Origin of the sequence: Streptococcus sp. WB01_FAA12 (assembly GCF_012843315.1) — a bacterium.
Classification (GTDB): domain Bacteria; phylum Bacillota; class Bacilli; order Lactobacillales; family Streptococcaceae; genus Streptococcus.
In genome coordinates, this window is record NZ_JABAEX010000001.1 from 198,087 (window position 1) to 212,392 (window position 14,306).

General features: G+C 37.0%; 16 protein-coding genes. 15 read left to right on the forward strand and 1 reads right to left on the reverse strand.

The window, feature by feature from the left end; all coding sequences use genetic code 11:
- Positions 1–5 precede the first annotated feature (5 nt).
- Positions 6–650 (forward strand): phosphoserine phosphatase SerB, encoded by a 645-nt coding sequence (serB, locus tag HF881_RS00945; RefSeq protein ID WP_169446071.1) that lies wholly within the window; start codon positions 6–8, stop codon positions 648–650.
- A 9-nt stretch (positions 651–659) separates the two neighbouring features.
- The gene (locus HF881_RS00950) at positions 660–1,775 is read left to right on the forward strand and encodes a glycerate kinase (protein WP_169446072.1); all 1,116 of its coding nucleotides are present in this window, start codon (positions 660–662) and stop codon (positions 1,773–1,775) included.
- Here HF881_RS00950 and HF881_RS00955 read toward each other — a convergent pair.
- Positions 1,772–2,218: a DUF1694 domain-containing protein gene (locus HF881_RS00955; protein ID WP_169446073.1), complete on the reverse strand. Its 447-nt coding sequence runs from the start codon at positions 2,216–2,218 to the stop codon at positions 1,772–1,774. The genes HF881_RS00950 and HF881_RS00955 overlap by 4 nt on opposite strands.
- Positions 2,219–2,379: 161 nt before the next feature.
- Here HF881_RS00955 and eno point away from each other — a divergent pair, with 161 nt between their 5' ends.
- The 13 genes from eno to HF881_RS01020 all read left to right on the forward strand — a co-directional run bounded on the left by eno (position 2,380) and on the right by HF881_RS01020 (position 14,297).
- Positions 2,380–3,684 (forward strand): surface-displayed alpha-enolase, encoded by a 1,305-nt coding sequence (eno, locus tag HF881_RS00960; RefSeq protein ID WP_000022821.1) that lies wholly within the window; start codon positions 2,380–2,382, stop codon positions 3,682–3,684.
- A gap of 176 nt (positions 3,685–3,860) precedes the next feature.
- Positions 3,861–4,355, forward strand: coding sequence for a YkgJ family cysteine cluster protein (locus tag HF881_RS00965; RefSeq protein ID WP_169446074.1), 495 nt, complete (start codon positions 3,861–3,863; stop codon positions 4,353–4,355).
- Positions 4,356–4,556: 201 nt separating this feature from the next.
- Positions 4,557–5,393 (forward strand): AraC family transcriptional regulator, encoded by an 837-nt coding sequence (locus tag HF881_RS00970; RefSeq protein WP_169446075.1) that lies wholly within the window; start codon positions 4,557–4,559, stop codon positions 5,391–5,393.
- A gap of 185 nt (positions 5,394–5,578) precedes the next feature.
- Positions 5,579–6,493 carry a peptidase gene (locus HF881_RS00975; RefSeq protein ID WP_169446076.1) on the forward strand — a complete coding sequence of 305 codons (915 nt, stop codon included), beginning with the start codon at positions 5,579–5,581 and terminating at the stop codon, positions 6,491–6,493.
- A gap of 125 nt (positions 6,494–6,618) precedes the next feature.
- Complete coding sequence (locus HF881_RS00980; RefSeq protein WP_169446077.1) at positions 6,619–7,161, forward strand: ClbS/DfsB family four-helix bundle protein; 543 nt, start codon at positions 6,619–6,621, stop codon at positions 7,159–7,161.
- Between the two features lie 284 nt (positions 7,162–7,445).
- Entirely contained in the window at positions 7,446–7,949 is a 504-nt protein-coding gene (locus HF881_RS00985; protein ID WP_169446078.1) for a hypothetical protein, read from the forward strand.
- Between the two features lie 217 nt (positions 7,950–8,166).
- The gene (locus tag HF881_RS00990) at positions 8,167–8,358 is read left to right on the forward strand and encodes a hypothetical protein (protein ID WP_169446079.1); all 192 of its coding nucleotides are present in this window, start codon (positions 8,167–8,169) and stop codon (positions 8,356–8,358) included.
- On the forward strand, positions 8,359–9,249 hold the full coding sequence (locus tag HF881_RS00995; RefSeq protein ID WP_169446080.1) for a hypothetical protein: 891 nt from the start codon (positions 8,359–8,361) through the stop codon (positions 9,247–9,249).
- Between the two features lies 1 nt (position 9,250).
- Positions 9,251–11,386, forward strand: a complete 2,136-nt coding sequence (locus tag HF881_RS01000) for an AAA family ATPase (RefSeq protein WP_169446081.1) — start codon at positions 9,251–9,253, stop codon at positions 11,384–11,386.
- Between the two features lie 23 nt (positions 11,387–11,409).
- Positions 11,410–12,102, forward strand: coding sequence for a YjjG family noncanonical pyrimidine nucleotidase (locus HF881_RS01005; RefSeq protein ID WP_169446082.1), 693 nt, complete (start codon positions 11,410–11,412; stop codon positions 12,100–12,102).
- 36 nt (positions 12,103–12,138) lie between these two features.
- Entirely contained in the window at positions 12,139–13,050 is a 912-nt protein-coding gene (locus HF881_RS01010; protein WP_169446083.1) for a hypothetical protein, read from the forward strand.
- Positions 13,051–13,169: 119 nt separating this feature from the next.
- Positions 13,170–13,823: a uracil-DNA glycosylase gene (locus HF881_RS01015; RefSeq protein ID WP_169446084.1), complete on the forward strand. Its 654-nt coding sequence runs from the start codon at positions 13,170–13,172 to the stop codon at positions 13,821–13,823.
- A 9-nt stretch (positions 13,824–13,832) separates the two neighbouring features.
- A complete protein-coding gene (locus HF881_RS01020) occupies positions 13,833–14,297 on the forward strand; it encodes an 8-oxo-dGTP diphosphatase (protein WP_001135768.1) in 465 nt (154 codons plus the stop codon).
- The last annotated feature ends 9 nt before the right edge of the window (positions 14,298–14,306 follow it).

Sequence of the window (14,306 nt, forward strand, 5' to 3'; positions counted from 1 at the left end):
AAGTAATGACCCAAGTAAAAGGCCTATGTGTCATGGATGTGGACGGCACCCTGATAGCAGAAGAAGTGATTGATCTTTTAGGAAGAAAAGCAGGTTACGAAGAAGAAATATCGCAGATTACAAGTCAGGCAATGCGAGGTGAACTGGACTTTGAAAGGAGTTTGCGAGAGAGAGTCGCTTTGTTAAAAGGTCTTCCGATTTCGGTTTTGGATACAGTTTTCAAATCCATCCATCTGTCCCAAAATGCTCAAAAATTTATCTCTATTCTCCAAAAAAATGGCATCCTAGTCGGTCTAGTGTCTGGTGGATTTCTTCCGATTGTTGAGAGACTAGCAAAGTACCTAGGTATTTCTTATTTCTTCGCCAACCAGTTGGAAATCAAAGACGGATTTTTAACAGGTAAATTAGTTGGTGAAATTGTTACAGCCCAAGAAAAACAAGCTACTCTTGAGAAATGGAGAAAGGAATTAGAACTGCCCAAAGAAAGAACGATTGCTATCGGTGATGGTGCCAACGACCTCTTGATGTTAAAGACAGCAGGCCACGGTATAGCCTTTTGTGCCAAAGAGGTCGTAAAAGCAGAGATAGCTTGTCATGTAGATACGAGGGATTTTTTGGAAGTTCTTCCTTTGATTGATTTCTTAGAATGAGAGGGAACTATGAAAATTGTAATTGCACCCGATTCTTTTAAAGAAAGTTTGACGGCAGAAGAGGTCGCTCAAGCTATAAAAAGAGGATTCCAACAATCGATAGCAGATGTAGAATGTCTGCTTTGCCCTGTAGGTGATGGTGGGGAAGGAACTGTAGACGCTATTCGACATTCTCTTGAACTCGAAGAAAAATGGCAAGAGGTTACGGGGCCTTTTGGGCTAAAAGAATCCATGCGCTACTTTCAAAAAGATCAAATAGCGCTCTTTGAAGTTGCTGACTTGGTTGGTTTAGGAAAGATTCCGCAGGAGAAACGAAATCCCCTCCACATCCAAACTCGTGGTATCGGAGAGTTGATTCGTCACCTCATAGAACTTGGAATGAAAGAACTCTATATCGGTGTTGGCGGTACCGCAAGTAATGATGGTGGAATTGGTATTGCTGCTGGTATGGGTTATCGCTTTTATGATAAGAATGGAAACGAACTACCAGCTTGCGGTCAGACTTTACTTGAGTTTGAATCAGTTTCCAAAGATGACCTATACAGGATTCCAGAAGATGCGAAGATTCGCATTCTAGCAGATGTTGAGAGCCCTTTATGTGGTCATCAAGGAGCAACCTATACATTTGGTGGACAAAAAGGCTTAGATCCCAGTTTGTTTGAAACTGTAGATTTTGCCATACAGGAGTTTTATGAAAAATTCTCACCTTCAACCCTGCCTCTGAAGGGAGCGGGAGCAGGAGGTGGCATTGCAGCTGGACTCTGCGCCTTTGCTGAAGCTAGTATTGTATCTGGGATTAACACTTGTTTGGACTTGATAGACTTTGACAAGAAAGTTGAAGATGCTGACTTAGTTATCGTTGGAGAAGGTAGACTGGACAGTCAAAGCTTTGCTGGGAAAGCTCCCATCGGTGTAGCAAAAAGAACTCCTAATGGAGTTCCAGTTATCGCTATTTGCGGTAGTCTTTCTGAGGATTTACCTCCCCTACCCTTTGAAAATATACAAGCAGCATTCTCTATCCTAGAGAAAAGTGAGCCTTTAGAAGACAGTCTGAAAAAAGCAAGTCTCTATTTGGAACATACAGCAGCAAATATTGGTTGTTTATTACAGTTGAGGAAGGATTAGTCGAACCATTTTTTCCAGATGGATTTTTTAACTGGTTTATCTTGTTTAACCTTCCATAGGTTTGGAAAGGCCAGTCGAAGATCCTTTTCATCCACTTGAACAGGTACGTTCGAATGGATAACTAAGCCTAAAGGAGAAGAAGTGTGATCCTCTGATACGATTGTTGCTTGACTATTGGTTTTCTTAGCTTCTTTTAAGTAGAATACTTGTTTATCAAACTCAATATTTGGCGAAATCTTCACAAAAAGTACCTCTGTCTTTTCTTGAAAATTTTCCAAAATCGTCAAAAATCCCTTTTGTAACTGAAGGCTATTGGCTGTCTCAATATCCGCATAGCCCAGAACCCTCTCCTCGAAAGTACCAAGAAAGCGACGCTGCTCATCAGGGTTTAATTTCGGCCCACCATGAGCTTTTTCTAGTAGTTGTTTTGATAAATCTGTCATAAAATTAGTATATCACAAAACTATGCAAAAACAGACGAAAGAAAGCGATTACTTTATAAAGTTAAGGAAAATTTGCACAAAGATAACGTTTTTCCTTGAAAAACGCTTATTTTTAAGGTATCATAGAGGTGTAAAAAATTTAACTCAAAGGAGAGTAAAAAATGTCAATTATTACTGATGTTTACGCTCGCGAAGTCCTAGACTCACGCGGTAACCCAACACTTGAAGTAGAAGTTTATACTGAATCAGGTGCTTTCGGACGTGGTATGGTTCCATCAGGAGCTTCTACTGGTGAACACGAAGCAGTTGAACTTCGCGACGGTGACAAATCTCGTTACGGTGGTCTTGGTACACAAAAAGCTGTTGACAACGTAAACAACATCATCGCTGAAGCAATCATCGGCTACGATGTACGTGATCAACAAGCTATCGACCGTGCTATGATCGCTCTTGACGGTACTCCTAACAAAGGTAAATTGGGTGCAAACGCAATTCTTGGTGTGTCTATCGCTGTAGCTCGTGCTGCTGCTGACTACCTTGAAATCCCACTTTACAGCTACCTTGGTGGATTCAACACTAAAGTTCTTCCAACTCCAATGATGAACATCATCAACGGTGGTTCTCACTCTGATGCTCCAATCGCTTTCCAAGAATTCATGATCGTACCTGCTGGTGCACCATCATTCAAAGAAGCTCTTCGTTGGGGTGCTGAAATCTTCCACGCTCTTAAGAAAATCCTTAAATCACGTGGTTTGGAAACTGCCGTAGGTGACGAAGGTGGATTCGCTCCTCGTTTCGAAGGAACTGAAGACGGTGTTGAAACTATCCTTGCTGCGATCGAAGCTGCTGGATATGTTCCTGGTAAAGACGTATTTATCGGATTTGACTGTGCTTCATCAGAATTCTACGATAAAGAACGTAAAGTTTACGACTACACTAAATTCGAAGGTGAAGGAGCAGCTGTACGTACTGCTGCAGAACAAATTGACTACCTTGAAGAATTGGTAAATAAATACCCAATCATCACTATCGAAGATGGTATGGACGAAAACGACTGGGACGGTTGGAAAGCTCTTACTGAACGTCTTGGTGGTAAAGTTCAATTGGTTGGTGACGACTTCTTCGTAACAAACACTTCTTACCTTGAAAAAGGTATTGCAGAAGGTGCTGCTAACTCAATCCTTATCAAAGTTAACCAAATCGGTACTCTTACTGAAACATTCGATGCTATCGAAATGGCGAAAGAAGCTGGTTACACTGCCGTTGTATCACACCGTTCAGGTGAAACTGAAGATTCAACAATCGCTGACATCGCAGTTGCAACAAACGCAGGACAAATCAAGACTGGTTCACTTTCACGTACAGACCGTATCGCTAAATACAACCAATTGCTTCGTATCGAAGACCAACTTGGTGAAGTAGCTGAATACCGTGGATTGAAATCATTCTACAACCTTAAAAAATAAAATAGCTCAGTGAACTATTTTATCCCGAACCTTGAAATTCAACAGTTCGGCCGTTGATTTAACAACGTTTTGAGCCCCTCGGATTTTATCCGAAGGGCTTTTTTTCTGTTCAGGGGGCAAAAAGGGGGCAGAGTTTATGGTATAATAGACAAAAACACTTGTATTAGAAAGCAATTATGTCTAAAGAAATTGATATTGAGTATTACCACCAGCTAGCTTTGCAAAAGCAGAAAGAGCATCGTAAAGTGTTAGCAAATCTAAAGAAAAAGCCACCAAAGAATCTAGATACGATTGCGCAGCAGATCCACCAAGAAGTTTTTTCTGAGATTGATTGCACCGCCTGCGCTAACTGTTGTAAGACTTTGGGACCAGACTTTAAAGAGGCAGACATCACCCGTATCGCTAAGTATTTTAAGATGAAATTACCGGCTTTTGAAGCGGAGTTTCTGCAGGTGGATGAAGATGGGGACAAGGTTTTCAAATCCATGCCCTGCCCCTTTCTAGGAGGAGACAATCTCTGCTCAATCTACGACGTTCGACCAAAGGCTTGCCGCGAGTTCCCTCATACAGATCGCAAGAAGATTTATCAAATTAATCATCTGACAATTAAAAATACTTTGACCTGCCCAGCAGCCTATCTCTTTGTTGAGAAATTAAAAGATAAGTTATAAGGATTTGAACCTTTAAATCTTGTACAAATATTCTAGGACGGAAGTATCTTGTATTTGCTAGAATATAGATAGATTGAACACGGCCTAAAAGCTATGCGAAAAAGACAGAATTTCCTAGGATCAGAAGCTCCAGCGTCAATTTTCCTATTTTCACTTTGATTTTAACGTCCTTTGTATCTTATGGAGGTAAGAAAAAAGAATATGATGCATCAATTCAACCAAACCATAGATTATTTGGAGCAGCAGCTGACTGGAGAAGTGGATATGAAAAGATTTCAGCAGCTATCGGGCTATTCTTACCCTCTTTTTAGCAGGCTCTTTTCTATCCTAGCAGATATGACCTTGGCAGAATATTTGCGTAATCGCAGGCTGTCCGAAGCTGTGATGGACTTGCGAGACAGCTCTGAGAGGGTCATTGACATAGCGATGAAATACGGCTACGATTCTGCGGATGCTTTTAGCTCAGCCTTCAAGAAATTCCATGGTGCAACTCCCTCAGAAGTTCGAAATGGAAAACCTTATCGGATCTTTCCTAGACTTCAATTATCCTTAAAAATCACAGGAGGAAAGAACATGGATATCAAGATTCAAAAGAAGCCTGCATTTACCGTTGCAGGCGTCCTATTGGAAGCTATTGATAATAGCAAATGCCCGTCTGCTTGGGAGAATCTCTATAACAATCACAGCTTGGAAAGCCTAGAGAGTCTAGGCAGTGGCCAATCCTTCGGCATCTGTTCGGATGTCAAAGAAGGTGAAATCATCAACTACATGGCTGCTTATGATGTGACGGATAAAGCTAAAGCAGAAGAACTAGGTCTGTCCATCAAAGATGTCCCAGCCGCTGAATATGCTATCGTACCAGTCAAAGGCCCTATACCAGCTAGCATTCACAATGCTTGGAAATATGTCTTGGAGGTCTTTTTCCCAGAAACTGGCTATCGCCACTCAGGAGCGCTAGACTTTGAAGTCTATACTGAAGGAGACATGTCGTCACCAGACTATCAAATGGAACTATGGATACCAGTGATTAAGAACTAGATAATTTTCTGACATTTTATAAAGATGTAAATCGAACTCTGTAGAAGATATCTTTTACAGAGTTTTTTATTCTTGACATTCATGACTATAAATCTCAAATACCCATATTTTTTGTTTGGATTTTATGGGGCATGAGAATAGTTTTCTCGGTATAATAGACTCATAGAAGATAAGGAGGCATGAATATGCAGATGTATTTTGGAGATGTGTCACTTTGCTATAGCTATTCATTGGCAATGGCACTCGACGCCTATGGTTATGACTTTAAAGCAGAGTTTTTAGAGGCAATTATGGTGATGGGAAATGGCGCTAGTATCGTGAAGGAAGATGAGCAGCACCCTCTAGTATTCTTTGATAACGGAATGCCAGATCTTTCTATTTCTCATTCTTTAAAAATACTTGGATTTGACTATGAGGACTTCTATCTAAAGGATGGAGCAGAAGTTGATTTGGAAGAGATAAAAAGAAAGTTGGAAACCTTTCTGTCTAATGGACCTGTCGTACTGGGACCTCTTGATATGGGGCATCTGACCTACAATCCCAATCACACAATCCTTTATGGTGTGGATCACTTCGTAACCGTGTATGACATTGATGATCAGTACCTCTATTTGCATGATCCGGCTGGTTTTGCCTGTATGAAGGTTGCTTTTAATGACATTTTAGAAGCTTGGAAGGCGAAAGCTATTGACTATAAGCGTGGAGCATACTCCATGTGGGGAAATTTTAGGAAGGACAAGAGTCCTAGTCAAACTGAAATCTATCAGGAAACGGCAAGGATTATGAGGGACAGATATCTGGATGGACAAAGTAATGTCTTGGAATGCTATGCAAAAGCAGTTGCTGAAAATGGCTTAAATACAGAGCAAAAACAATTGCATCAGTATTTTAGCTTTAAACTTGCTGCTGTTCGAAATCTCTATCTCAGTAAGTTCTTAAAAGATCATGATACAGAAGGGGCAAGATTAAAAGAAGAATTGGCTACTCTATTTGGTCAAGCCCACCTTTCATGTTTAAAAGAAGATTACCAAGAACTATCCCACTTGCTCTATCAGATAGCAGAAGTGGATGGTCACTTTAAAGATTTATATGTAAAGTAGTGACTATAAGCATAAAAAATAGTTAGTAAAAGCAGTTGTTCGTAAAATGAAGAACTGCTTTTTGATTATGGTATAATGAAGTAAGAAAATAGCTTATTCTAATTGAAAATGAAGGGAGAACGCCTATGCCTAGACCAAAAACAAAAGAGGAGCTAGTGTTAGCCTCTAAGGAAAATTATGAAAAGCTCAATCACTTTATCTCTAAATTAAGTGAAGAAGAGCTACAGACTCCTTTTGATTTTTCAAAAGACCAAAAGAAAAAAGAAGCCCACTGGAATAGAGATAAAAATCTGCGGGATGTCCTGATCCATCTCTATGAATGGCAGCAGCTGCTTTTGACCTGGGTACATTCCAATCAAAAGGGTCTTGAAAGACCTTTTCTCCCTGAGCCTTATAATTGGAAAACTTATGGGGAAATGAATCTCGCTATTTGGAAGAAGCACCAGAAAACGTCTTTAGAAGAAGCGACCAAACTCCTCAATCAATCACATAAAGAGGTTTTAGAGTTGATGGAAGACTTTAGCAATGACCAACTCTTTACCAAAGGTGTCTATAAGTGGACGGGTGGGACAAGTCTTGGCTCCTACTTTGTTAGTGCCACTTCCAGTCACTATGACTGGGCTCTAAAAAAACTCAAAGCTCATCAGAAAAATTGTAAGAATAGCTAGTTGAAGTGCTATTGAAATTCACCAAAAGTTCTTCTAAGCTTCGAATCACTACATTCTCGTGATTTTTGAGCTATTCTAGCTTTAGAATCCTTCAAAAATTAAAATTTAAGGCTATCATAGACTTAGAATAGCCCTAAAACATTTATTTTAATGTAATTCTAAACTTAGAATTACATTGATATTAAAGGGATTGAACTATTCTATACATAGAATGCCTTTATTCTGTGAAATTTTGACTATAAACTGGTTCGAATGGCTTTTTTCTGATATAGGATGATAGATAGATGGGGGAAATGATGAACATACAAAAAGAGAAAGTTAGAAAAGAGTTGCTGTCCCTTTGTTTGGGAGAGCTTACAGCCGTCTTATCCTTTTGGTTTTGTTTTTTTCTTTTGAAAAATCGGCTTGGTGACGTGAATAGTCTAGTAACCATTCTCTATCCTCTGTCTTTACTGACATTTATTTTGCTTCAAGGTTCAATCTATTGGGCAATTTTGATTAGAAGGCTGTCGAAACCTCATTTCGGAAGTGGAAGTGTGCCCAAACTATATGGTTGTTTCAGAATACTAGACCTTGTTTTACTTATTTCAGGCTTTCCTTTTATTGTCTGGAATACACAGAGTTTCCAAGTGGCTATTATAGCCATACTAATACAGCTTTTTGCCCTTATCGAATGGATCAATTATTACCTCATACGCCTATCTTATAGTTTGAACCCACTTGTTTTATGGAAACGAATTACCAAGGGAAATCTTGAAAAGAGTAGAATAGCCAAGGAGTTGGGGTAGGGGAGTGTAGTATTGGAGAGTTTAAGTTATTCAAACAATGTTAACTTCATATTTTCATTTATGCTATAATATTCTTGATGAAACTCAGAAAGGAAACTCAATGTTCAATAAATTTCTACTCTTCGAAATTTGTCAAAGTTAAATGATGCATTGTATTTTATTTATTCATAACTGAAATTGCTAGCAATTAAGTTATAGTAAAATTGGAGGAAGTTAAATGATACAGATTGAAAAGTTTGATCCGGATTACGTGAGAGATTGGTGTGAATCTATATATGGACAAATGAATTTCCCTAAGAAATATAGAGGTGAAGAAACTTTTAAAAAGGACATTTCAAAGTGGATTCGGGAGTATTTAGTCATTGAAGGGATTAATTGGAGCACAGGTGATGATGTGCTTTTAGAATAGATGCAACTTGAATACGAAGATTTAAATAAAATATTTAAATGGTTTCTGAATGCTAAAAAAATAGATAGAAAAGATTGGATTTTTCATCCCGAATATAATGGACTTTATTACTTCCAAAAATTTGAATCATTTTTAGTATTATCTTATAATTTTATAACAAAAGAGATTAGATATTCTAGAGTAAAGAATTCCAGTTTCATTGTTTGTCCCTATTGTAATAGGAATTTTATCAATTCTACAATGAAAGTTTACAAGTGCAAAACATGTCAAGATAATTCTGCTGATATGTTTGAGTATTTTTCTGATGAAATATATTTAAAAAGAGAATGCCCAGAAGGCCATGAAATAAATGAGAAACATATTGAATTGCTAAATTCATGTCAATTAGATCATTTTTGGTCAAAAATCGATTATCCACTGTTAGCAGTCTGTTTTTATAATTTGGTACCTTGTTGTGCTTCTTGCAATCTCAAGAAACTGACTAGTGAGTTTAGTATTTCTCCTTATGATTCAAGTATCGAAGTAGATGATCTTTTTAGATTTAATTATGATTTGAAATCTATTCATCAACCTAGAATCTTGATTGAGAAACAAAAATCAGAGAAGTTTGATTTACTTAAGAAAGACTTCGATAAGATTGGCTTGATAGAGTTATATCAAGTTCATTCTGATGTAATTGAAGAATTGTTATGGAAAAAGAAAATTTATTCGAAATCCTATAAGGAAGGGATTAATTCATTATTTCAAAAGAGTGAGATGAAGCAACTTACAGAAAGTGAAATCAATCGATTTATAACTGGCGCGTATACTGATTCTAAAGAGTATGGGAAGCGTCCTCTATCTAAATTCGTAACAGATATTAGTAGAAATATCGGATTAATAGGTGAATAATATGGAGTTAATAGGATTAATAATTAAAAAATACAACAATATTTCATGGAATGAACCAATTATTTTCAATTCTAACTATACAATAGAGTGGAGAAATCAACATTTAAAAGTTAACAAGGTTGAGGATTCAGTTCCAAATTTTTATGGAGACAGTATAAGTAATATAACCGCAATAGTTGGAAATAATGGTGTTGGTAAGACAACTATTTTGGATTTGATTGGGTGTACCAAAGAGGAGAGAAAATATCATACTTTTGATTCTTCTTACTGTTTAATATATTGGGATAGCAATGTTTTATTGGAGATGTTTAATTTTGATATAGAAAGTATTGAAATCAATAGCCATATAGAGCAAATAAACAAACTTGAATACACAGGTATTTATAAATCAAGTACAGTAGAGGATGGTCAGATAGATAATATGTATTATTTTCAGTCTTCAAAAGTATTAAGAGGTTACGAAGATTATAATGGTTTAATTAGACGACGATATGGTAATAGTAAACAGTTCTCACTGAAAGATGCAAAATCCAAGTTTGATGCTTATAAACTACTTGTTGATAAAAGATTCATTTCAAACAATTCCAATTATAAATGGGAAATCAGAATAAATACTTTCGAAAAGACTTTAGATGATTTAACTGATTACTGTTTTAGAAAAGTACTGCCATTGGATTGGATGCCTGAATATAATTTTAAAGAGTTTATTTCGGAACGTGTATTTAAAGACGATGGTTCTCATATAATTGATAGAGAGTATAATTTTTATATTGATAGAGAGTATAATTTTTATTTTGAGAATTTCTTGTCTTTAGATGAGATTACGAAAGAATTGCCTGAACTATGTAACTACGCTAAACAGAAAAAATATAACAACATAAATGTAGCACTAGAAGATGAAGAATTTCAAAAAAGATTCGAGAGACTCATCTTAGAATTTAAACGTTTTGTAGTATTTAACAGATTTGGATTTATATTTCAGGAATTTTTTGGTAGAGTTTCTTTTGAAGAATTTTTAGAAAAAGGGTTAGCTTTATCTTTCAATGAGTTGCAGATTCTAAATGTTCTCGTTGATACATATATGTATATTCGAGATTTATATTTTCCAAATTATAATAAGGTACCTAATGCATATGATGATATAGTAGCTAATTGGGAAATTCTTTTTAAAGATATAACTATTTTTTTTACTCAACTTTTAGAGAAAGATTTTGTGAGGGAAGATGACGGAGAATTTGTTGGGGAAGGCTTATCTTATGATAACTGTAGAGATTTTGGTGTAGAACCTAGCAATGATATTGTTGAATATATTAACTTCACTGCACGATTTTTAAGAGAGTTTTATCAGGTTAATGATAATCTCAAATCAATTGATGCTCAAAGCTGTATTGTAAAAATAGATTTTGAAGATCAATCAGTTAAGGACTTTATAGATGAATTAAGAACTACTATTGACTTTACAGAGAAAAGAAAAATAAATTTAATAAATGAACGTGGGGAAGCAATTTGGTTTCAAGTTAGGGAGGTTACTTCAAAAGGTGAGAAGAACTTACTTGATTTGGTTGCTTTGATAAAAACTAGATCATTTGAAGGTAATTATATAATTCTTGTAGATGAAATTGAAGAAGGTCTTCATTTAGAATGGTCTAGACGTTTAATAAATTTTTTAATCAATGAATTTAATAAAGTTTCAAATTCAAAAATTCAATTTATTTTTACTACACATTCTCCTTTTATGTTATCTGATATCAAGAATGGAAATGTTATTTGTTTAGTAAAAGATGAAGAGGATGTGAAAGTAGAATTAATGAGGAATACATTTGCTAAGAATATACAGGAAATAATGCATGATGATATGTTTATTAAGGATATCTATGGTGAATTTGCGATTTCTAAAATAAACAACATTATCAAAGAACTTGCTCCTCTTCAAGACATAAACAACCATGTAAGCTATTTAACTAAGGAAAACCTATTATCAGAGATTGATATGATTTCAGAGCCGTTACTAAGAAATAAATTATACGAAATGTATGAAAAGAAGTTTCAAGAAAGTACGATTGAAAACAGAATTAAACAACTAAAATCGGAGTTAGAGAAATTAGAAGCAGAGAAAAGTAACAATTTATTAAATTAAAAATTATTCAGAAAGGAAACTCAATGTCCTACAAATTTTTACTCTTCGACCTTGACCACACCTTGCTTGATTTTGATACTGCTGAGGATGTGGCTCTGACGCAACTTCTAAAAGAAGAAGGAGTTGCGGACATTCAAGCCTATAAAGACTATTACGTTCCCATGAACAATGCTCTCTGGAAGGACTTGGAGCAAAAGAAAATTAGTAAACAAGAACTGGTTAACACGCGCTTTTCTCGTTTATTTGCCTATTTCGGACTGGAAAAAGACGGTATGTTACTTGCCCAGCGTTACCAATTTTACTTAGCCCAACAGGGACAAACTTTTTCAGGTGCTCATGAACTCTTGGACAGCCTTATCGAGCGTGATTATGATTTGTATGCTGCGACAAATGGCATTACTGCCATTCAGACAGGACGTTTGGCTCAATCTGGTCTGGCTCCCTATTTCAATCAAGTCTTTATTTCTGAGCAGTTGCAAACACAAAAGCCTGACGCACTATTCTATGAAAAAATCGGTCAGCAGATTGAAAGTTTCAGCAAGGAAAAGGCGCTGATTATTGGAGATTCTCTAACCGCTGACATTCAAGGTGGGAATAATGCTGGAATCAACACTATCTGGTTCAATCCCCATCATCTGGAAAATAAGACGCAAGCCCAGCCGACTTATGAAGTCCATTCTTACCAAGACTTGCTGGATTGTTTGGAACTACTTTAATAATGGAATAATAAACTATAGAGGAGTCTATAAATTATGGGAACATGGAATGCAACCATTTTTGGAAATGATACCTCCTTAGATATTAAGGAAGAATTTTTCGAGAGATATAACGGAGGAGAAGAACCAGCTACTATCAAAAATGACTTGACAATGGATTTAGACGATGACGATAGATATAATGTCTTGTTCGCTCTGGCACATTGTATGTGGGAAGTTGGGCAATTAGATGATGGATTCTTACTTGAAATCAAAGAGATTATTGATAAAAAGGAAGATTTGGCTCTTGCCCAAGAATTAGGTGCAGATAGTAAATTTTTAAAACAGAGGAGTGCAAATCTAGAAAAGTTTTTAGAAAAAATTAGTGTCAAAAAAGAAAAGCCTAAAAAAAGAATTGCTCCGCCTGTTCCTGTCGAAAGTAAATATAGGAATGGTGCTGTGACGGTGTTTCAATATGAAGACGGTGTATATGGTTCATTGATAGCCGCAGATGGAGCCTTTTTTGACAAGGAAACCTATTATGCTTATCTACTGACTGATATTAAAATTCCTAGAAAACCCACCATGAAAGACGTGCGAGAAGCACGAATTATCGATCCAAGTTTTCATAGCCAAGAATACAATTCATTTCGAGACTCGAGGTATTACTATACATTTGTAAATTGTATTTCAGGGTATTTAAAAAGTTCTGCAACGAAAAGATTTGAAAGATATAATGATAGTTTTTTTGAAATTATCGGCTATCTTTCTGATTGGGGGAGTTGCTGTAGCGCGGCTTCTGTAGGATTTGATTATTATAGACAAAAATCGAGTGATGAGTTTAAAACGAGTGTCACAAGGGAATTGAATAAAAGATTTAATGAAAATCTAAATATCCGAACTGAGATGACTATCGATGAGATTGACCAGGAATTTATCCTTTCTAATGCTTCACAAGATAGTAAGTAGTCACTTTCAAATGGAGATTCTTTTCAAAAATTCTCGAAATATTTGTAGAAACTAAAAAAGTGGTTTCAATAGCCACTTTTTGCTATAATAGAGGCAGTAAAACTGAAGGAGTAAGCTTTATGCAACACTCATCTTGGCATGCTTTGATTAAGGAGCAATTACCTGAGGGTTATTTTGGGAAAATCAATCAATTTATGAACCAGGTCTATGCTCAGGGAACTGTTTATCCACCTAAGGAAAAGGTTTTTCAGGCTCTCTTGACTACTCCTCTGGAAGAGGTTAAGGTGGTGATTCTAGGGCAGGATCCCTATCATGGGCCAGGTCAGGCGCAGGGCTTGAGTTTTTCTGTACCGGATACCATTCCAGCTCCGCCATCCTTGCAAAATATCTTGAAAGAATTAGCAGATGACGTCGGAGTTAAGAAATCTCATGATTTGACAACTTGGGCTGAGCAAGGGGTCTTACTTCTCAATGCTTGCTTGACCGTTCCTGCTGGTCAGGCCAATGGTCATGCTGGGCAGATATGGGAGCCTTTTACAGATGCTGTGATTCAGGTTGTCAATCATCTAGACAGACCAGTAGTCTTTGTACTCTGGGGATCCTATGCACGTAAGAAGAAGGCCTTGGTTACCAATCCTCATCACTTGATTATCGAATCAGCCCATCCAAGTCCTTTATCGGTTTACAGAGGATTTTGGGGTTCCAAGCCTTTTTCCAAGACGAATGCATTCTTAACAGAGACCGAACAAGAGCCAATCGATTGGCTTAGATAAGGAGAAAATATGCCTCAGTTAGCGACGATTTGCTACATTGATAACGGGAAAGAACTACTCATGCTCCATCGCAATAAGAAGCCCAACGATGTCCATGAAGGTAAATGGATTGGTGTGGGTGGTAAGCTAGAGCGAGGGGAGACACCTCAGGAATGCGCGGCGCGTGAAATCCTTGAAGAGACAGGACTGAAAGCCAAGCCTGTTCTAAAAGGCGTTATCACTTTTCCTGAGTTTACACCAGATTTAGACTGGTACACCTATGTTTTTAAGGTGACAGAGTTTGAGGGTGACTTGATTGACTGCAATGAGGGGACCTTAGAATGGGTTCCCTATGATGAGGTCTTGAGTAAGCCGACTTGGGAAGGTGACCACACCTTTGTTGAGTGGCTTTTAGAGGACAAACCCTTCTTCTCAGCCAAGTTTGTTTATGATGGGGATAAATTGTTGGATACCCAAGTTGATTTTTATGAATAAAGGAGAAAG